Annotated in this window: 19 protein-coding genes and 1 pseudogene; 13 read left to right on the top strand and 7 right to left on the bottom strand. The window is 42.1% G+C overall.

Annotated elements, in window-relative coordinates:
* Window positions 1-13: 13 nt before the first annotated feature.
* The 8 genes from HNQ46_RS08040 to HNQ46_RS08005 all read left to right on the top strand — a co-directional run bounded on the left by HNQ46_RS08040 (window position 14) and on the right by HNQ46_RS08005 (window position 6,831).
* Window positions 14-1,096, top strand: coding sequence for a hypothetical protein (locus HNQ46_RS08040; RefSeq protein ID WP_183684234.1), 1,083 nt, complete (start codon window positions 14-16; stop codon window positions 1,094-1,096).
* A 6-nt stretch (window positions 1,097-1,102) separates the two neighbouring features.
* The gene (locus HNQ46_RS08035) at window positions 1,103-1,462 is read left to right on the top strand and encodes a diacylglycerol kinase (RefSeq protein ID WP_183684233.1); all 360 of its coding nucleotides are present in this window, start codon (window positions 1,103-1,105) and stop codon (window positions 1,460-1,462) included.
* Between the two features lie 9 nt (window positions 1,463-1,471).
* The gene (locus HNQ46_RS08030; protein WP_183684232.1) at window positions 1,472-2,062 is read left to right on the top strand and encodes a CDP-archaeol synthase; all 591 of its coding nucleotides are present in this window, start codon (window positions 1,472-1,474) and stop codon (window positions 2,060-2,062) included.
* Window positions 2,063-2,125: 63 nt separating this feature from the next.
* Entirely contained in the window at window positions 2,126-2,728 is a 603-nt protein-coding gene (locus tag HNQ46_RS08025) for a CDP-alcohol phosphatidyltransferase family protein (RefSeq protein ID WP_183684231.1), read from the top strand.
* Between the two features lie 102 nt (window positions 2,729-2,830).
* Window positions 2,831-3,925, top strand: a complete 1,095-nt coding sequence (locus HNQ46_RS08020; protein ID WP_243155890.1) for a phosphatidylserine decarboxylase — start codon at window positions 2,831-2,833, stop codon at window positions 3,923-3,925.
* Entirely contained in the window at window positions 3,912-4,877 is a 966-nt protein-coding gene (locus HNQ46_RS08015; RefSeq protein ID WP_183684230.1) for a UbiA prenyltransferase family protein, read from the top strand. Before HNQ46_RS08020 ends, HNQ46_RS08015 begins: the two co-directional genes overlap by 14 nt.
* 394 nt (window positions 4,878-5,271) lie before the next feature.
* Window positions 5,272-5,445, top strand: a complete 174-nt coding sequence (locus HNQ46_RS11980) for a helix-turn-helix domain-containing protein (RefSeq protein ID WP_207720010.1) — start codon at window positions 5,272-5,274, stop codon at window positions 5,443-5,445.
* A gap of 375 nt (window positions 5,446-5,820) precedes the next feature.
* Window positions 5,821-6,831 (top strand): YeiH family protein, encoded by a 1,011-nt coding sequence (locus HNQ46_RS08005; RefSeq protein WP_007157209.1) that lies wholly within the window; start codon window positions 5,821-5,823, stop codon window positions 6,829-6,831.
* Between the two features lie 91 nt (window positions 6,832-6,922).
* Here the strand turns inward: HNQ46_RS08005 and HNQ46_RS12345 are convergent.
* The 6 genes and pseudogenes from HNQ46_RS12345 to citD form a co-directional block, all read right to left on the bottom strand.
* Window positions 6,923-7,105 (bottom strand): annotated as a pseudogene (locus HNQ46_RS12345) (IS5/IS1182 family transposase); the annotation flags it as partial.
* A 317-nt stretch (window positions 7,106-7,422) separates the two neighbouring features.
* Window positions 7,423-10,011, bottom strand: a complete 2,589-nt coding sequence (mprF, locus tag HNQ46_RS07995; protein WP_183684229.1) for a bifunctional lysylphosphatidylglycerol flippase/synthetase MprF — start codon at window positions 10,009-10,011, stop codon at window positions 7,423-7,425.
* 92 nt (window positions 10,012-10,103) lie between these two features.
* Window positions 10,104-10,811 (bottom strand): alpha/beta fold hydrolase, encoded by a 708-nt coding sequence (locus HNQ46_RS07990; RefSeq protein WP_183684228.1) that lies wholly within the window; start codon window positions 10,809-10,811, stop codon window positions 10,104-10,106.
* A 125-nt stretch (window positions 10,812-10,936) separates the two neighbouring features.
* On the bottom strand, window positions 10,937-12,511 hold the full coding sequence (gene citF, locus HNQ46_RS07985) for a citrate lyase subunit alpha (protein ID WP_183684227.1): 1,575 nt from the start codon (window positions 12,509-12,511) through the stop codon (window positions 10,937-10,939).
* Complete coding sequence (locus HNQ46_RS07980) at window positions 12,504-13,406, bottom strand: aldolase/citrate lyase family protein (protein ID WP_183684226.1); 903 nt, start codon at window positions 13,404-13,406, stop codon at window positions 12,504-12,506. The genes citF and HNQ46_RS07980 overlap by 8 nt, the downstream gene beginning before the upstream one ends.
* Entirely contained in the window at window positions 13,396-13,701 is a 306-nt protein-coding gene (gene citD / locus HNQ46_RS07975) for a citrate lyase acyl carrier protein (protein ID WP_183684225.1), read from the bottom strand. The genes HNQ46_RS07980 and citD overlap by 11 nt, the downstream gene beginning before the upstream one ends.
* Before the next feature lie 496 nt (window positions 13,702-14,197).
* Between citD and HNQ46_RS07970 the strand changes: the two genes are divergently transcribed.
* From HNQ46_RS07970 to HNQ46_RS07950, 5 genes are all read left to right on the top strand, one after another.
* Complete coding sequence (locus HNQ46_RS07970) at window positions 14,198-15,496, top strand: enhanced serine sensitivity protein SseB C-terminal domain-containing protein (RefSeq protein ID WP_183684224.1); 1,299 nt, start codon at window positions 14,198-14,200, stop codon at window positions 15,494-15,496.
* A 102-nt stretch (window positions 15,497-15,598) separates the two neighbouring features.
* Entirely contained in the window at window positions 15,599-16,264 is a 666-nt protein-coding gene (locus HNQ46_RS07965; protein ID WP_183684223.1) for a methylated-DNA--[protein]-cysteine S-methyltransferase, read from the top strand.
* 46 nt (window positions 16,265-16,310) lie between these two features.
* Window positions 16,311-17,567: a DNA polymerase IV gene (dinB, locus tag HNQ46_RS07960; protein WP_183684222.1), complete on the top strand. Its 1,257-nt coding sequence runs from the start codon at window positions 16,311-16,313 to the stop codon at window positions 17,565-17,567.
* A gap of 30 nt (window positions 17,568-17,597) precedes the next feature.
* The gene (locus HNQ46_RS07955; RefSeq protein ID WP_243155885.1) at window positions 17,598-17,957 is read left to right on the top strand and encodes a HigA family addiction module antitoxin; all 360 of its coding nucleotides are present in this window, start codon (window positions 17,598-17,600) and stop codon (window positions 17,955-17,957) included.
* Window positions 17,958-17,972: 15 nt separating this feature from the next.
* Window positions 17,973-18,545: an HD domain-containing protein gene (locus tag HNQ46_RS07950; RefSeq protein ID WP_183684221.1), complete on the top strand. Its 573-nt coding sequence runs from the start codon at window positions 17,973-17,975 to the stop codon at window positions 18,543-18,545.
* A 99-nt stretch (window positions 18,546-18,644) separates the two neighbouring features.
* On the opposite strand, the gene HNQ46_RS07945 is transcribed toward HNQ46_RS07950, so the two are convergent.
* Window positions 18,645-18,833 carry a hypothetical protein gene (locus HNQ46_RS07945; RefSeq protein WP_183684220.1) on the bottom strand — a complete coding sequence of 63 codons (189 nt, stop codon included), beginning with the start codon at window positions 18,831-18,833 and terminating at the stop codon, window positions 18,645-18,647.
* Between the last annotated feature and the right edge of the window lie 31 nt (window positions 18,834-18,864).

Below are 18,864 nucleotides of genomic sequence, written 5' to 3'. Positions count from 1 at the left end.
ATAGAAAGGGAAAATGGAGAACTATCAAATCAAAGCGGTAAAGGATCAAGGGGAGAAAGAGCAGTTTTTAAATCTTCCCGCTATGCTATATAAAAAGGCACAGCTTATGCAGGACAGGAAAATGGAGGAAGCAGTACTTTCCGGAAAGCACATTTTAGTACAGGGAAATCTTCGTTTTCTTCCCTTTCTTTGCGTGAGCCTAAAGGAGGGAAAAGAATGCGTAGTAGGGCGGATTGCTTTAACGCTGTATGAAGATGAGGCCTACGGTTTTGTGGGCTTTTATGAAAGTATAAAGGAAGAGGAAGTGGCTCTTTTGCTTTTAGAAGCTTGTGAAATGGAAGCCAAAAAAGCGGGGAAGAAAGGCTTGAAAGGGCCCATTGATCTTTCTTTTTTCGGCAGGTATCGCTTTGCTTTGGAAGAGAAAGTGCCCTACACCGGGGAACCTGCGAACAAAGCTTACTATCCTTATCTTTTTGAAAAAGCAGGCTTTCAGATTTGCGATACTTATATTTCTCACTTTTATGATGCTTTGGAGCCTTACTATGAGAATCTAAAGGCAAAGAAACGCTTGGAACATTTTCAGGAAAAGGGCTACCGATTTTTGCACCCTACAAAAGAGAACTTTGACCGATATCTTTCTGAAATTTATCCCCTTTTAATGGAGCGTTATAAGGATTTTCAAGGCTTTCGAAACATTTCCCGAGAAAGCTTTGTCAGCCTTTACAGCTCTTTAAAGTATATTGTAGATGAAGAAATGGTCTTTTTGGCTTATGATAAGGAGGAACTGAAGGGCTTTTTCCTCTGCCTTCCGGACTATGGAAATCTTCTGCAAAAGCCTCTAAGTCCGGTTCGTCTTTTGCAAATCCTTTTCAAAAGGAGAAGGCCAAGCTGCTACATTCTTTTGTATTTGGCGGTGAAGAAGGGGTCAGAGGGGCTGGGGCTTGCCTTTTCCCAGTTGGCCACGGAAGTGCTGAAAAGAAAAAAGGCCAAGTCTATTGCGGCACTGATTCAAAAAGGGAAGGCCAGCGAAGGCTATTTTCAGGATAAATGTGCGGGAAGTAGAGAGTATGTATTGTTAGTAAAGGAGTTTTTGTAAATTTCGATGAAGAACATCACGTTTCGACAAAGTGTGCTATGCGCCATTAAGGGACTTTATTTCGGACTTAAGACGGAAAAGAACTATAAATATTATCTGGGGATTAATCTCGCTTTTTTTCTTTTGGATTTCTTTTATTTGCAGGTGGATTTGGCTACCTGGTATGCCGTGATTTTAAGCTCTGCCGGTGTGTACGGTATGGAGTGTGTCAATACGGCAGTGGAGCATCTGTCGGATTTTACAACTAAAGAACAGCATCCGGAGATTAAGGCGACTAAGGATCTGGCGGCTGCGGGAGTGCTTTGTTTCGGCATTGCTTTCTTCCTGATTCAGGGGATTGCCATTGGAAAATATTTTATGGGGTAAATAGTATTTATGCAGTGGATTATGTCTTTATACATCACCATGTTTCCGGTGATTCTGGCAGGGGTTTTCAATATGCTATTTCTGAAAATTCCTTTTTTAAAAAACCGTTGCAGGCCTATTGACGGCGGAAAGAACTGGACAGACGGAAAAAGGATTTTCGGGGACAGCAAAAGTGTTTTGGGATTTATTTTAATGACGGTTCTTGCAGGCATACTGGAAGTCTTTTGGGGCTTTCTTCTGCAGGCCTTAGGGCATAATAAGCGAAGTCTTTTGTACCTGTATTTTGAAAATACATCTGCCTTTAATTTTCTGATTGGCATGCTTTTCGGCTTTTTGTATATGCTCTTTGAACTGCCCAACAGCTTTATCAAAAGGAGACTTTCGGTTTCCGCGGCAGAGCAGGGAGACAGAAGGCGAGGGCTAAAGCTGTTTTTCTTTATTTTGGATCAGATTGATTCCATGTTCGGGATTATGCTTTGTCTTGGCATACTGGTGCATCTTACACCGCCACAAATTTTATTTGCGATTTTCCTTGGGGGACTTACCCATGTTCTTGTGAACTGTCTACTGATTCTTTTTAGGGTGAGGAAATATTTATAAATAGTTGCTGAAGTAGGAATAGTAGGCTAAGAATATATTGTTGCATTAGTTGAGGAAATATTGATGAAGAAAATTTTTCTTGGGGTCTATCATCCCAGTGTGCTTTTAACCTATCTTGGACTTTCCATTTCTTTATACGGAATCTTCTTTTCGAAAACTTTGGTCTTTTCTTTGATTTTACTGATTTTAGCCGGACTTTGCGATACCTTTGACGGTATGGTGGCCAACTCTTTTCAAAGAAATGATCTGGAAAAAGCCTTCGGGGTGCAAATCGATTCTTTATCGGACCTTATTTCCTTTGGTATTTTTCCGGTGCAAATTTATCTTCAGTATTTTGCCAAGTTCGGAATCTTTTCTTTTCTGCTCTCGGCAGTCTATCTTCTGACCGTAGTGACCAGACTTGCTTATTTTAATGCCAGCGGAGGAGAAAAGAGGGAATATTTTACCGGCCTTGCGGTGACATATGCTTCCTTTTTTATTCCCCTTTATGGATTATTCAGCGTATATTTTTCCATAGAAAAAATCCTTCCGGGCGAGCTTTTATATGCTTTACTGGCTTTTTTCTTCGTCTTTAACTTCCGGATGAAAAAGCCGAGTCTGAAAATCCGTATCGGTTTGCTGCTTCTAGCGATACTCTTTGTTATTCTTCTTATGAGAAAGCTCTAGGAGGAGAGGATTATGGGGAAAGAGTCAATCAAAAAAGACTTAATGCAAAAAACACCAATACAAAAAATGCTAATAGAAAAAACGCTGATACAAAAAAAGCTTATGCCACATGATTCCATGCAGAAGCATCAAAACGCCCCTTCCATTATCGAGAGAAAAACAGGCAGACTGATTCAGGAAGAAGAGTACGGACAGAAAGCTATTTATTTTTTGTACCATCATTTTCTCGGAAGACTTCTTCTGAAAATGATTTTTGTCCGTCCCTATTTTTCCTTTCTTCGAGGCTTGTATTACAACAGCTTTCTTTCTAAAAAAGAGATTGTTCCCTTTGTGGAAAAATACGGACTTTCCAAGGAACTTTTAAAGAAGAAATATCAAAGCTTTGGGGCTTTCTTTTCCAGAAAAGAAGCCGTGTATTTACGAGAGGCGGGAAAAGAAAATACAAAGGAAAATGGAGAGGCATGGAAAGAAAAGATACAAGGAAAGTTGCCCTTCTATGCAAGCGCTTCCGGAAAGGTTCTGGCGTATAAGATTGATGAGGAGGGGAGAATCATTCTTCCCCCGGGAGTGCAAAAGGAGGGTGCCGGGAAAAAGGAGAATTTTCATTTTCTCCCCCTTGAAATCAAAGGAAATTTCTATTCCATAGAAAAAATCCTGAGGGCCCCCTGTCCGGAATTTTTAAAGGGAGGAACTTTACTGATTTTTCGCCTAAGTCTACCGGACTATCATCGCTACATTTTTCCGGCAGAGGGGAAGCTTTTAAGAACAAAAAAAATCAAGGGAAGGCTGGACAGTGTGCGTAAAGAGGCGGCCCACTTTAAAGCATTTTCCGAAAATAAGAGAGAAGTCAGCCTTTTGGAACTTACGGGCATGGGAAAAATCCTTCATGTGGAAGTGGGGGCAATGCTGGTGGGCCACATTCATAACCACATGGGAAGTAAGTTATTTTCCGATAAAGGGGCTCAAAATAAAAGGAAGAACTTAGGCGAAAAAACCTATAAATCTGACAGGAGATATCAGCAGGCTTTTCGCTTTACTGCAGGGGAGGAAAAGGGCTATTTTTCCCTGGGGGGCTCCACTATTGTGGAAATGCTCAATGAGAAAATTGTGATTGATGAAGATCTTTTTGAAAATACGAAGAAAGGCTTGGAAACGAAGCTGGAAATTGGAGAAAGGATAGGCTATGGAAAGGTTTAAACGCTTAAATATTTACTTTAAGGAAATGTATCCCATTGTACCAAGGCTGGGGCTGGGGGTAATGATTTTTCTGGAAATTTACTTTATTGTGCTTTTAAATCATGGGGTGGGAAAGGATACGCTTCTTTCCTTTCACTCGGTGGAGGGACAGTCGGCACTTTACAGTTTTTTTGTGCAGCATGATATTTTAGGCATGCTGATTTGCAGCTTTACGGTTTTTAGCTTCCTGCTTTGGCTAAGAATTGCGGATGACTTTAAGGACTATGAGCTGGACAAACGGCTTTTTGCCTTTCGGCCTCTTCCCTCCGGAAGAGTTACGAAGACCGATTTACGGATATTTGCGACTATTCTCATTTCCTTTACCCTGCTGATGAACTTCCTTTTCATGAAGAATTTTATCTTCTGCTTTATTCTTTATACCTACGGAAGCTTAATGGCGGTGTGGTTTTTTCAAAAGCATAAGATTGCAAAGTCTCTGCCGCTGGCTCTGGTCACCCATAATCCGGTGCAGATTCTTTTAAATCTCTACGTGATTTCCTATACCATTATGAAATACAAATTGCCGATTTTGGACATTACCAATTTCATGGCAGTGCTTACCCTGTATTTTCCAGCCCTTATCTGGGAGATTTCGAGAAAGATTCGGGCGCCGGAGGAGGAAACGGAGTATGTGACCTATTCCAAGCTTTTCGGTTATAAAAAATGTGTCCGCTTTGTCTTTATCTTGACCTGGGCAGACATTTGTACGAACTTTATACTGGTATGTAGACTGAGCAGGCTGTCCGTTTTCCTGCTTTTCTTAAATGCTCTATGGTGCTCCTACTGCTTCTATGACTATGCCAAAAGTCCGGGACGCTACCGCATTGTGTCCAGGGTGGAAAGATACACCTATATTCAGGAGAGTCTTATGATTTTAACCATTGTGGGATTTTTGATTTTCGGAAGAATTTAGAATGGATGTCTTAAATCTTGTATAGAAACCAACAAAATTGTCCCCCTTTCTTTTAGATTTTGTGGCCCTCAGAAACACCGTCAAATCAACGTTTGCTCGTTCCGTCGTTCTTTGGACGTTGTCCTAAGTGTACCTTTTTGCTGGCTGTTAGAATAGCCAGCTTTTGCTTGGCTAGAAATTGTCTGGACGGGCAGTCTTCAGGACTTCGCTTGACTTCCCGTCAGGCTCGTCCCTTGTCTTTGTCCACTCAATTTCTAGCGCCAAGGCCTCTAAAAGTCATAAGTTCTAGTTTCCTCCTCAACTCATTTCTCACTCGCTATTACTAAACTTACAAACTTTTTTGTATTGTTTATAGGTGATAGAATAAGTTTAAAATACAATACAGGAGTTTATCATGACCTTTATTATTCAAAATTTTGGACCAAATTTGGCACGACTACGCATAGAAAAAGGAGTAAGTCAAACTCAACTTGCGGAAGATTTAGGAATCGGCAAACAATCCGTCTCTGACTACGAAAAACAAAAAAGCTATCTTACCTTTGCAAATTTAGATAAGATAGCAGAATAATTTAATGCAACTCCAACTCAACTTTTTGGAACGAGTAAGGAGATTGAATTAGAAAAGAGTGTTCTTGAATCGAATGAATACTCTGATAAAGTAAGTGAGATCTTAAAGGCTGTCAAATACATCGAACATTTTCAACTCTCTTATTTATTTTCTTATCTCACATAATTACTTCACATGTCCAGGCTCATCAAATTCATTTTTTTCAATAACATATGCCACATTTGCATCATTATTGATCAAAGAACATATATCTATTATACTACAAAAGCTCTCTGACCGTAAAATTCCGTTAATTTACAACCTTATTCCTACTTTCTATTTTACTTTTCTGATAAATAAAATTATAATAAGGAATATTTATTTTAGGAGGTTTTTATGTCATTTCTATCAAAAAATTGGGCAGGACTGTTAGTCTGTCTGATCATTTCTATCATCTCTTGGGTTTTAGGAGGCTTTCTGCCTGTTGTGGGAGCTCCTGTTTTCGCCATTTTTATCGGAATGATTCTCCATCCCTTTCTCACTTCTTATAAACAACTGGATGCCGGTTTGACTTATAGCTCCAAAAAATTGCTTCAGTACGCTGTTATTTTGCTTGGATTTGGACTCAATATCTCTCAAGTTTTCGCAGTTGGAAAATCTTCCCTTCCTGTCATCCTCTCAACTATTTCAATTGCTTTGATTATAGCTTTCTTTTTCCAACGATTTTTTAACCTTGATACAAAGCTAGCTACCTTGATTGGAGTTGGATCTTCTATCTGTGGCGGTTCTGCCATTGCGGCAACTGCTCCTGTCATCCATGCTAAAGAAAAAGAAGTCGCACAAGCCATATCTGTTATCTTTTTCTTCAATGTCTTGGCAGCTCTTATCTTTCCAACTCTAGGTTCTTGGCTCCATCTTTCCAACGAAGGTTTTGCTCTCTTTGCGGGTACTGCGGTCAACGATACTTCCTCTGTAACAGCCACAGCTAGCGCCTGGGATAGTCTTTACCAAAGCAATACTCTCGAGTCTGCCACTATTGTCAAACTGACACGCACCCTGGCTATTATCCCTATTACTCTCTTCCTCTCTTATTGGCAAAGCCGTCAACAAGGCAACAACCAAGGAGTGAAGCTTAAAAAAATCTTCCCCGTTTTCATTCTCTACTTTATTCTAGCTTCTCTGCTTACCACTCTTCTGACTTCTTTTGGGGTTAGCAATAGCTTCTTTTCACCTCTCAAAAAACTCTCCAAATTCCTCATCATCATGGCTATGAGTGCTATTGGTCTCAAAACCAACCTCATTGCTATGATCAAATCCAGTGGAAAATCCATTCTTCTTGGAGCCCTTTGCTGGATTGCTATCATCCTGACTAGTCTTGGCATGCAATTACTCATCGGTACTTTCTAATAAAAAAGGGAGCCTAAAGGCTACCTCAGAACGTAGATAAACGTCATTTTTGGCGTTTGTCTTTTTGTATGTTCAAAGATATTTTGTCTTATCATCTACTATTCCATCTAAAAATCTGATTTAAAGCAAAATAAAAAGAGATATTCCCTATCCATTTCACTAATTTTTTGATATTTAAACACGCCAAAGCAAGCCCAACCTTATCCTCCATTTTGGAATTTACTTTCTCTCTAGTGTATCTCAAATTATGGTACTCCTTAGCTGTCCCAAAGAGTCATTCGTTTTTGCCCCACTTTTAAATCATGACATTGGAAATACCTAAAAGTACTTCCCTAAAATCACTTATATATCAATATTTTTTAATTACTCTCAATATGAAAATCCTTTCCAAATCCATGTAAGAGGGCATGCCACCACCAAGACCATTAAAAGAATTGCGAAAGAATATCCGGAACTTTATGCAGTAGCAAAGAGAGAGGGAGCCCTTCCGGAGAAGGAAAGGGAAGAGCTCCGAAAGATTATTACGGACATCTTTGAAGAAAAGATGAAGAAGCATAAGATTCAATAAAAGTATAAATAATCAAAATTTTTTTACAGCTCCTTCACCTTTCGATTATCAATTTTAAATATAGCCAGCAGGTCAAAAAGTAAGCTGCTGTCTTTCGGATAGGACAGGTATCTTGCCTCCCATAGAGGTGAGAACTTGTCCTTATATTTTCTCAGTCCCGAAAAGGAGTAGAAACGATTGGTAAAGGCGTAAACCAGAAAGGCCAGCTTTTCTTGGAAAAAGCTATGCTCTTCCTGTCCTACATTGGACAGGGGAGCCATACCCAAATCAAAGTATTCTACGCCTTTTTCTTTAAAATACAGAAAGTTTTGTACGAAAAGATAGTCCATAATCCCGTTGCTTTCCGTGCCCGGATTATAGCGCATGAGATCAATGCTGGCTTCTTTTTCTCCATTACAAATGAGGAAATTGGAAAAGGCCTGCACCTTCCCCTCGGAATCCAATACGCAGGCAATGGGGGCAAGGGAAAGATAGTTTTTGTCAAAGAAGCCCAGGGAAAAGCCTTTTTCCTGTCTGCCGGAAAGCCAGGCATCAGAAATATTTTCCAGATCCTGCAAAAAACTGTCGGAAAAAGGAGGATACATTACTTTGAAGGAATAGCCTTTATTTTCCAACTTATTGACTGCGGCGCGGAACTTCTTGCCGGATTTTCCCACAAGGTCAAAGTTGGAAAGAGGAACCTTTGCGCTTTCTCCAAACTTCATAAATTCATAGCCGTGGTTATGGAGGAGCAGTGTCAAATCCTGCCCTACCTCATAAAAGAGGGGAGTGAGATTTTTTTCTTCCGCTTGCTCTGTGAAGGAAGAAATAGCAGCAGGGAAATATTTTTTCTCGCCAATAGGTTCTCCCATTACCACCGCTTTTCCGTCTTCCAGGGCAAATTGAAAAGCCACCTTATCCTCTCCGTCTTCCTGATAATAGTAGAGCAGCTTATCGCCAAGGAAGGCTAAAGAAGCATCCAGATTAGTATTGGAAAAGCTATGTAAAAAGTTTTGAAAGCGTTCCTGATTGAATTTTTCGCCGAAGGAAAAATGCTTATCCCCTGCCAGCATGCCTATTGCGATATAAGAAAGTGCCGGAATCAGAAAATAGGCAAAAAGATGCAGGAAATAGTTCAAAAAGACTGTAAAATAATGGGGCTTCGAGAAAGCATTAATCCTGTGCAGGACTCCCTTATGGAAAATGAGGAAGCCGAGACTTTCTTTTCCGGTATTTCCACTGGAAAGGTATAAAAGAAATAGCGTAATCAAAAGGCTCCCTACAATATAGGAAAAATCCTTTAAACGGTCTTCCGAGGGATAGAAAAAGGATGTTCTGGAGAGCTCCTTTCTCCGGATAAAGAGTAGTAGCATAAAAAGGAGGAGATAAAGGCTACTGAAAAGAGAAATGCTTCCCAGATTTATATAGAGAAGACTTACAAGGCAAAGCAGAAGGGCAAAGGGCTTGGCAAAGGCGGCCTTTCTTTTTAAAAGTCTTCCCAAAAGGAAGAAAAGAGAGCCCAAAAGGAAGCTTGGAAACTGCCAAAGGAGCTGCCCCCGGATGGGATCCATTTGTCCAATCAGTGGAATACTATGAATTTCATCAGGAAGAATGGCGGTGGCCATCAGAAAAAAACCGAAGAAATTTGCCATAAAGTGGCTGATGCCCTGTCCCAAGAGTGAGCTAAGTTTTTTTGGCAGACCGTAAAATTTTTGATTGATTTGTCCGCCCATACTTTTGATAAAAAAGAGGAGGCCGATGGCAAAGGGAATGATGTAATAAAAGATACGGAAAAGCAGTAACCAGCTTGCCGCCTCATTTCGATTTACGGAAAAATGTAAAAGACCGCTCATCATCATTAAGTCAAAGCTTCCCAGGCTTCCGGGAATCATGGAAACGATGCCGATGCAGATAGAAATAAAGAACAAAGGCAGGGTGCTCAAAAGGGAAACGCTGTAGCCCAGTGTTCTTCCGCAATAAAAGAAAAAGCAAGAAACAAAGCCCCAATCCAAAAGGGAAGTTACGATTAAAGCCAGAATCTTTTTCTTAGACAGATTCCCAAAGTAAGACCAGTTTTTTCTTGTAGAAAGAAAAAGCAAGACCGGGAGAATCAGGGAAGCCAGAAGAAGAACAAAACTGTAAGGCTTTAAAACGGCATTTTCCTGAACGAAAAACAAGAGCCCGAAGGAAAGCAGGGAATAGAGGGAAAGTCCCGACATAAAATAAGGCATCACCTTGGAAATGCCCTGCATGGTTTCTTCGCCCTTATCCTCCTCCGTAAAATAGCTGTAGCGAAGTCCCACATCCACAAGACCGGCAAAGCCAATCAGGTTGTTTAGGCTGTTGATGGTCCAGCTGCTTTCTATCAGCTTCCCTAAAGAAATCTTTTTTTTCAGCTCCTTACAGAGGATAAAGTCATAAAGCATCATCGGAGAAACCGAAAGGATTCCGAGAACCAGGAGACTTACAATTTGAAAAGGAGATAAGCCGCTTAAGATACTTTTTACCGCTTCCGGGGAAATGGTCTTTCCCATTTTAATTAGCTCCAAAAGCACCAAAATAGAAATGCTCAGGAAAAGAATGCTCTTTAAAACATTTTGCCATTTTTTGAAAAAAGAAATCAGCTTATTCAAATTTTCCTCCTTACTAGGGAAACCGAAGTTTCTTTACTCTATACGAACTTTGTTTTGCTTGTATATCCGCATTGCTTGCTTGTTGCGGTAGATTATGGCTGTATGCCCTGCACCATTTTTTCTATCAAGCGATTAAAGTAAACGCTATCCTTTTTCGGGATGTTATGCCCCTGTCCTTTTCTTTCCAGAAATTTGCCTTTGGGAAAAAGCTTCGCAATCGCCATACTGTGTTTCCGTTTAATCATATCCCGATCCCCCACCAAAACCACTACAGGGTAAGGCGCCTTTTGAAAAACTTCCTTCGGCACATCCACATTTTCCCGTAAAAGGGGAGAAACTCTGGACTTTCGTTTAAAGGCGGGAAGAAAGAGCCCCAAAAAGCGGTAGAGCCATTCTTCCAGATAGCAGGCATAGCGGGGAAGAAACTTTAGACCGGAAAAGGAAATATTTCCGCTGTTTGCCAGAATCCCGGCCACTCTTTCGCCGTGGCGACCGGCGTATTCCAAGGCGAGGTTTGCGCCGTCACTGTGCCCCACCAAAAGGCATTTTTCTATGGAAAGGGAGGAAAGGAGTTCCTCCAGACTGTCGGAAAGATACGCAAAGCTTGCCTCTCCCTGCAGCTCTCCGGATTTTCCATGCCCCAAACTATCTACAAAGAGGAGCTTAAAACTTTTCTCGAGAACCCTTTGCTTAGCAAAATATCCGCTTTGCAGATTGTTTCCGTGAAGGAAGACAATAGGGAAGCCTTTCCCCAGAATATCCACATGGATTCGTTCTCCGCTTTTACAATAAAATTCCATTTTGAACTCCCTTGGCATAAATTACATACTTGGTTTTATAAGAATGGCACTTGGCTTAACTCGATTTATTTCTATTCTCAGTTTTATTCGATTTACTCTTGGCTTTACTTGAGTTTCTCTCGGTTTTACTTCGTACTTAAGGCGATAAGATTTTTATCCTTCCGTTTTCTTACCACGTCCATAATGCTGCCGTCTCTGGCTTCGATAATAGCAACCACCTTATCTTCGAATTCCAGCGTGGCCGGTTCACCACAGATCTTGTAGGCAATATCTCGTAATTCCTCAATACTCTTTATGGGAAGCTTAACGGCTTTTGCAGCCTCCAAAAGCTCCGGACGCTGGGGATTAATGGCAATGCCATAGTCAGTAACAATCACATCTACAGTTTCTCCGGGGGTGGTAACGGTGGTTACCTCATTTCGAATAGTAGGAATTCTTCCCTGTACCAAGGGCGTGATGACAATGGTGCATTTTGCTCCGGCCGCCGTATCCGGATGTCCTCCCTGTGCTCCCATTAGTTCTCCCTCGGAGCTCATCACCACATTGCAGTGAAAATGTACATCTGCCTCCAGAGTGCCTAAAATCACAAAGTCCAATTTATTAACCACAGCACCTTTACAGAATGGATCCGCATATTCCTTGGTGCTGATGGAAAAATGCTTCGGATGGGAAATCAGATTCTCGATAGAAGGCAAATCAAAGTCCTGGGTATCCAAAAGACAGGAAACCAAACCCTCATCCAATAAATCGCACATGGGCTTGGACATTCCTCCGGCACCAAAGCCCATACGAATGTTTTTCTCCCGCATTTTCTCCGAAAGACATAGTGCTGTAGCACTGGCTGCTCCGCCGATACCGGTTTGAAAGGTGAAGCCCTCCTTGAAATAGGGGGTAGCGGCAATAAATTCTGCACAGCTTTCCGCCATCATCAGTTTTCTTCTATCCGTCACGGGACGGGCGGCACCGGTAGCGATTTTTTCCGGATCTCCTATAGCATCCACCTTTAGCACATAGTCCACGTCAGTCATACTGATATCTGCCGGAAAATTCGGAAAGGGAACAAGACAATCTGTTAAAACCACCACATACTCGGCATACTCCGCATCAATGGCAGAGTAGGAGAGCACACCGCAGTTGCTGTTTCCCCCTACTGCGCGGCAATTTCCGTATTCATCACAGCTTGGGGCTCCGATAAAGGCAATGTCGATTTTCGTTTCTCCCGTTTCGATGGCCCGAACTCTTCCGCCGTGGGAACGAAGAATAGCGATTCCCTGTAATTTACCCTCACTAATGGCTTCTCCGATTTTTCCCCGAACTCCGGAGCTTTCGATATGGGTAACGGTACCGTCTTCCAGCATGGGAACGAGCTCGTCCTGTGCTTTGCTTAGGGAGCTGGCACAGATGGTAATGTTCTTAAAGCCCATCTCATGAATAGCCTGCATAACCTGCATAGCCACCAGGTCTCCTTCCCGAAAATGATGGTGAAAGCTGATGGTCATGCCGTCATGGGCGTTGCATTTTCGCAAAACCTCCTGCAAATCCTTCTCCAGTTTACTGCCTTCGCCACCGATTCTTGCTCTCGCTTTTACTGCTGCCTTTTCATAAGTATAGTCGTCAAAATGTCTGCTTCCCTGAAATACCGTTTTCCCGGTTTCCGCTAAAACCGCATCCGGGATATCTCTCCCCACTGCATTAATCATTTTGTACCTCCTCTAAAACGCCGGCAGCCTTTGCAAGAGCAAGGGTCCTTTTTGCCCCGTCATAAAAGGCGATGTCTATCATTTTCCCGTCCACGGTAAATACGCCGATGCCCTGACTTCGTTTCTCATCAATTTCCTGTACTACTTTTTCGGCAAAGGTAATTTCCTCTGCACTTGGCGTATAGACAGCATGCACTACGGGAATCTGTCTTGGATTTATAATGGATTTTCCGTCAAAGCCCATGGTGTGAATCAGTTCCACTTCCTTTCGGAAGCCTTCCATATCCTCCAGATTGGTATAAACGGTATCAAAGCACTGTATTCCTGCGGCTCTGGCATGAATAATCATCAGTTGCCTTGCACCGCTTAGCTCTACGCCGCTTCCGCTGATTCCTGTATGTAAATCCTTGGTATAATCTCCTGCGGATAAAGCTACCCCGAAGAGTCTCTCCGAGGCGTGGCATATTTCTTCCAAATGTACCACGCCCTTGGCAGACTCAATGGCCGCCATAAGAAAGGTGCTTCCGGGAGTCACACCGGCTTCTTGCTCCGCCTTTGCTACTTCCGCTTCTACCAAAAGAATATCCTCCTTGGATTCCGTTTTAGGAATACGAATGCTGTCACAGCCGGCAAAGACGGCGCAACGAATATCCTCCTTCCAAAATGGGGTATCGATACCGTTAATCCGCACCACTTTTTCTGCGTTTTGATAATCTACTTTTTTTAAGGCATGAAAGAGGGTAAACCTTGCAGCATCCTTTTCTCCAAGGGCTACAGCATCCTCCAGATCGAAAATCAAGGAGTCCGCCCCATAGATATAAGGATCCTTTAAAAGATTCGGTTTCTGTGCGTTCAGAAACATCATGCTTCTTCGCAGACGATTTTTATGATTCATAGAGCAGCTCCCCCCAAGGAATATTTTCCGTTTTATCCTGACTGCGGTAAACAGCGGCCTGTAATCTTGCCACAAGGATGTGGTCAAAGGCGCCCATGTCCTTTACCTCCACGAGGGCATCCTGAATGCCCATTTTCGTAAGGCACTGGTGTACCAAGGCGACCATTCTGTCTCCGTACTCGTAGAGCACCTTGGACTTAAGCTGCACCGTTCTGCCGCCGCTTCCTTTGGAAACGGTTACCAGGCAATCACATTTCTCCGTGGTGCCGGCACTGGCTGTTTTTTGGATTTCCATAACGACTCCTTTCGACCTTCCATCCCTTCGGGGAATCTGCATTGTTCAAGTACTATACATCTTTTCGTGTAATTATGCTATTCTTCGCTGCACAGTATAGACCTATTTCATAGTAGAGGGTGTGATTTTCTTGTGAAAAATATCAGATGATTACTTTTACTAAGATAAAATGAATTAAAATTAGGAAGAGTATTTTAATGATGCATTCATCGATACAAAATATTAGGAAGATGTCATCTATAGCTTATAGATGAACTATAGAAGATAAATAAGTGTATGGAATACAGGGGAATAATAAGATAAAATACTTGAGTGGGATTGCTTTCTAGAACTTCATGGGATTACTTTTTATGTTTTTGAGATTGGAGTGAATGTTGAGAGGCCAAAATTTTTCAAGAGATATAATAATTTGCCTACAGTATAGCACAAAAGGAATCGGGCGAAGAGAATTTCGCAGATGATTTAGTTTGAAATTACACAGCTTCGGGAGGATAGAATGTTAGAAGGTTTAAAGAAGTTTTTTGCTCGCAAAGACGAGCCAAAGCCGGAGAATCAAAGGAATACTGAGAACGGGATCGATTCCGAGACTCTTAGAAATAGTGAGGTCGAGCAACAAGAAGGAAATAATAGCGGAGCTGAGCGAACTCGCTTTACGCTGATGGCAGAAAGCTATACAGCTGTAGAGGAAGATTATTTTTCTGTAGAAGGCCAACTCTTTGGAAATGCCAAAGAAGGGGAAAAGGCTTATGCCCTGCATCGTGATGGAACTATTTCTCATCTAACGATTATGAAGATAGAAGAAAGTATGACATTTGCGGATCAGGTAAAAAAAGAGGAACATGAGGAAACACCGGAAATCCAAGGGCAGAGAAGAGTAAAGCTCTTCTTCTCTCAAAAAGATGTTTTTTCTTCGGACTGGCAATATGCCGTAATTACAGACATTCCCTATCAGATTGAAGCGAATGTGCATCAAGCGGTGGAAAATCCCTATCTTTTGGGCTTAAGTTGCGTGTTTTTTGAAAAACAGGGAGAGGGAGAGTTTCTGAATCTCTTTTTTAGAGAGCTGGTGCGGAGTCATTACCTGGTGGTGATAGAGACAGACGGAAGCCTGCTAAAGGGAGAGAAGGATGAAACTGTGACACTAAAGGCGGGGATGAAGATTACCATCCCTCATGTTACCATGGACCGGGGAGAATCAGCCCTTCCGGTATTTACGGATTGGTTTGCACTAGGCGCCATGGATCAGCAAATGGAGTCTATGAATCAGCAGATGGAGGCAGGATGGAAAAGAGAAACCATGATTGCCGGTTTCCCTCAAATTGTGTCCATGCTTACTAAGGGTGAAGGCTTTGTGATTAACCCTTATGGCCCGCAACTCTTCTATGTGAGTCCGGAGCTTATCCATAACCTGATGAGTTCCCCGGGATACCAAAGTGAATTTGGGGAAGCGAAAGTACAGTCCGTGGAAGTGAAGAAAGATACGGAGGTTCTGCTGGGCTATCCAAAGAAAAATGAAGAAGTGGAAGCCTTGCATAGGAGACTTATATCTTTTGCAAAGGTACATTCCGAGATTTCGATGCTGGATATGCTTATAAAGTCCGACTCGGATGGTACCACTTCTTATCTGATTATTGTGGACATGCCGGAGGAACATTGCCATGAATGCTTTAAGGAAATCTATGAAAGCTGTCGAGATCTTTTACATCGAGTTCCCTATATGGATTTTGTGACGCTGCAAAGAGGAGATTTTGCAAAGGGTGTAAGAACTGAGGCTCCGCTTTATCTAAGGGATTAGGTATTTGCTAAAATAAGCAAAAGTCTTAGAAATACTTTAATAGTTTTGGGAAGACTTAACAGCCGAAAGAACGATGGGAAGAATAGGAGTAAATTGTAAAATATGAAAACCAAAGAAGAAGCCATTGCATTCGGTCTATCCTTTCCGGATAGCTATGCGGACCATCCCTTCCGTACAGCGGATTGGGAGCTGATTCGTTTTCAGGAAAATAAAAAAGCTTTTCTGCTTATCTACGAAAGAAATGGTTTCGTGAATCTTAATGTAAAGGTGCATCCGGAATGGAGAGACTTTTGGAGAAGAGTTTATCCTGCGGTACAGCCGGCCTATCACCAGAATAAAGAGCATTGGAATAGCATCGTTTTAGACGGCAGTATTCCGGAGGAAGAGCTGAAAAGAATGATATCAGAAAGCTATGCTCTTATTTCCGATTCCCCCACAAAACGAATTTACGAGGCAGTGAAGAAGATTCCTAAAGGCAGGGTGGCTACCTATGCGGAAGTTGCCGAGATGGCCGGGAATAAAAAGATGTCTCGTGCCGTTGGAAATGCCCTGCATAAGAATCCGGATCCGGAGAATATTCCTTGTTTTCGCGTGGTGAATTCCAAGGGGGAGCTTGCTCCTGCCTTTGCCTTCGGCGGAGAGGATGAGCAGAGAAAACGCCTTGAGGAAGATGGAGTGGAAGTGAAGGACGGAAAAGTGGATTTGAAGAAGTTTGGCATAGGAAAAGATAAAGTGCAAATAAAGATAGAAACGAAAACAGAGAAGTAGATGGAGTAAAGTATCCTTTTTCAGTAGAAGGAAAGATATATCGGAAATGCAGGAATCAGCACAAACTGAGTATCAAGAAAATCAAATCATTCTTCATGTGGACATGGACGCCTTTTACGCCTCCGTGGAAATGCGGGACAATCCGGCTCTGAAAGATAAGCCCTTGATTATCGGGGCAAAACCGACAGAGCGGGGCGTGGTGGCAACCTGCAATTATGAGGCAAGAAAATATGGTGTTCGTTCCGCCATGAACAGTAAGGAAGCCTTTCGGCTTTGCCCGAAGGCTGTTTTTCTGTACCCGGATTTTGAAAAATATAAGGCGGTGTCAGAGGAGCTCCATGAGATTCTGGAAAGCTATACGAAGCAGGCGGAATATATTGCTTTGGATGAAGGCTATCTGGATTTAACGGAAGTCGCCAAGGATTTTTCCGAAGCGGAAAGAATCGGGAGGGAAATCCAAAGTCGGGTAAAGGATGAACTTCATCTTACTTGCTCTGTGGGCATTGCTTATGGGAAAACAGCGGCAAAGACCGCCAGCGAAGAGAAAAAGCCCAATGGCTTTTTTATGATTCAAAGAAGAGAAGACTATGTAGAGCTTTTGCGAGACAGAGATGTACGGGCACTTTTTACGGTAGGAGAGAAAACAGCGGAAAAGCTCTATTCCTTTGGGATTTATACCGTGAAAGATTTACAGGAAAAAGAAAAGGAAGTGCTTCGCCTTCTGGGAAATCAGGGGAAAATGCTCTTGGAGCTTTCCTACGGTATCGACCATCGGAGGGTAGTGCCCTATCGTCCGGAGGATACCCAAAGCATCAGTAAAGAAATGACTTTTCAGGAGGACGTAACAGACTATTCCTTTTTGGATGATGTTTTGTTTCTTTTATCCTTTCGAGTAGAGAGTAGGGCGAAGCGCTACGGGCTCTATGCAAGAGGGGTTTCTTTGAAAATCACTTTCGCAGATATGAAAACCATTACCCGTTCCGCTCTCATTTCGGAAAGTACCCAAAGCGCATTCTCCTTATATAAAAATGCCTCTGCTCTCTTGCAGCAGATTCCAAAGCGAAGGGTGCGATTAATCGGGGAAGGCTTTTACCATTTGGAGGAAAATGAAGGAAGACAGCTTAGTTTTGCCGACATTTTCATGGAAGAAAAAGAACGGGAAGAAAAGGAAATGGAAGAGCGCTGGCAGAAGATGGAAGAGCGTTACGGAACCTTGTTTCAGGACAGAAAGGCAATGATTCTTTCCGGAGACAGGATCTATGATTTGATTGAGGAGATGCGAAAGTTTGGAGTAAAAGATTGACATTTGTAACATTTTACTTTGAGGAGCAGGATGCTTTTTTGGTGGATTATCAAGACTACCATTAGGAGAAAGAAGGAGAAGACCATGAAGAGAAAACCTACACATCCGGGAAATGTATTTCTTGAGGATGTTCTGAAACCATTAAATCTATCTATTACAGAAGCTGCAAGAATGTTGGGAATAAGCAGAAAGGCACTTTCCGAGTTTGTACATGAGAAGGTCTCTATGAGTCCGGAAATGGCGATTCGAATCAGTCGTGCAACCGGGACTTCTGTAGAAAGCTGGATGAATATGCAACAAAAGCTTACCATCTGGGAAGCAGAGCAGAATATAGTGAATAATGTTATTATGTTTCCCAGTTTATCTATGGATAATACAGTGGCATTATAGAGGAATATATTGTTTATGGAAAAAACTAGAATAGAAAGAGCAATAGAGTACATCACAAAGTTATTTCAGGGAAATGGGGATGGGCATGACCCTTCCCACAGCCTGCGGGTATATAAAAATGCGATGTCGATTGCTAAAGCGGAAGGCCGGGGAGAAGAGGAAATTATAGCCCTTTCTGCCCTCCTGCATGACTGCGATGATCATAAGCTTTTCCATACGGAAAATAATGCCAATGCCAGAAGATTTTTGGAGCAAGAGAAACTTTCTGCAGAAGTCATTGAGGAGATTTGCAAGAACATTAATTCCGTTTCCTTTAGCAAAAATAGGGGAAAAACTCCGGAGACGATAGAGGGAAAAATTGTACAGGATGCAGACCGACTGGAAGCGATAGGTGCTGTCGGCATTGCCCGCTGCTTTCAGTTTGGTGGAAGCCACGGAAGAAGCTTGGAGAATTCCATTGAGCATTTTTATGATAAGCTTTTACTCATTTCCAAGGAGTTGAACACCCCTTCTGCACGAAAAATGGCAGAGAAAAGGGATAAATTGATGCAGGACTTTCTGAAGGAGTGGGGAGAGGAAATGAATTAGATATTAAGACTGTATAATAGTTTTATTTTCCGGTTCATTCCTTAAATAGTTCTGAGTAAAAGAAGAATAATAGAGTGAGAATCACTGCCGCCTCGTGTTTTATACGCCCAAAGCCTTTTTAAGGCTATCCATAGTACTATATGATTTTACGTGATTATCTAAGGCAATACGCCGACCCTCTTTAATGGCGGCTATAGTCATATCATTTAGTCTAAGCTCAGAAAAAAGCTGATTCGCCTGTTCAGGATTTTCTTTATTACTTTCAATATTTCGTTTTGTGTTCGCCATTGAAGGAACCTCCATTCCAATTGCACATTGT

Source organism: Oribacterium sinus (genome assembly GCF_014202695.1).
In the GTDB taxonomy this organism is placed as follows: Bacteria; Bacillota; Clostridia; order Lachnospirales; family Lachnospiraceae; genus Oribacterium; species Oribacterium sinus.
This window is presented reverse-complemented; position numbering and strand designations above follow the sequence as displayed.

Coding starts and splice junctions, on each gene's coding strand:
- HNQ46_RS08040 (WP_183684234.1), top strand. CDS start 14: ATGGAGAACTATCAAATCAAAGCGGTAAAGGATCAAGGGGAGAAAGAG.
- HNQ46_RS08035 (WP_183684233.1), top strand. CDS start 1,103: ATGAAGAACATCACGTTTCGACAAAGTGTGCTATGCGCCATTAAGGGA.
- HNQ46_RS08030 (WP_183684232.1), top strand. CDS start 1,472: ATGCAGTGGATTATGTCTTTATACATCACCATGTTTCCGGTGATTCTG.
- HNQ46_RS08025 (WP_183684231.1), top strand. CDS start 2,126: ATGAAGAAAATTTTTCTTGGGGTCTATCATCCCAGTGTGCTTTTAACC.
- HNQ46_RS08020 (WP_243155890.1), top strand. CDS start 2,831: ATGCCACATGATTCCATGCAGAAGCATCAAAACGCCCCTTCCATTATC.
- HNQ46_RS08015 (WP_183684230.1), top strand. CDS start 3,912: ATGGAAAGGTTTAAACGCTTAAATATTTACTTTAAGGAAATGTATCCC.
- HNQ46_RS11980 (WP_207720010.1), top strand. CDS start 5,272: ATGACCTTTATTATTCAAAATTTTGGACCAAATTTGGCACGACTACGC.
- HNQ46_RS08005 (WP_007157209.1), top strand. CDS start 5,821: ATGTCATTTCTATCAAAAAATTGGGCAGGACTGTTAGTCTGTCTGATC.
- HNQ46_RS07990 (WP_183684228.1), bottom strand. CDS start 10,811: ATGGAATTTTATTGTAAAAGCGGAGAACGAATCCATGTGGATATTCTG.
- citF (WP_183684227.1), bottom strand. CDS start 12,511: ATGATTAATGCAGTGGGGAGAGATATCCCGGATGCGGTTTTAGCGGAA.
- HNQ46_RS07980 (WP_183684226.1), bottom strand. CDS start 13,406: ATGAATCATAAAAATCGTCTGCGAAGAAGCATGATGTTTCTGAACGCA.
- citD (WP_183684225.1), bottom strand. CDS start 13,701: ATGGAAATCCAAAAAACAGCCAGTGCCGGCACCACGGAGAAATGTGAT.
- HNQ46_RS07970 (WP_183684224.1), top strand. CDS start 14,198: ATGTTAGAAGGTTTAAAGAAGTTTTTTGCTCGCAAAGACGAGCCAAAG.
- HNQ46_RS07965 (WP_183684223.1), top strand. CDS start 15,599: ATGAAAACCAAAGAAGAAGCCATTGCATTCGGTCTATCCTTTCCGGAT.
- dinB (WP_183684222.1), top strand. CDS start 16,311: ATGCAGGAATCAGCACAAACTGAGTATCAAGAAAATCAAATCATTCTT.
- HNQ46_RS07955 (WP_243155885.1), top strand. CDS start 17,598: ATGCTTTTTTGGTGGATTATCAAGACTACCATTAGGAGAAAGAAGGAG.
- HNQ46_RS07950 (WP_183684221.1), top strand. CDS start 17,973: ATGGAAAAAACTAGAATAGAAAGAGCAATAGAGTACATCACAAAGTTA.
- HNQ46_RS07945 (WP_183684220.1), bottom strand. CDS start 18,833: ATGGCGAACACAAAACGAAATATTGAAAGTAATAAAGAAAATCCTGAA.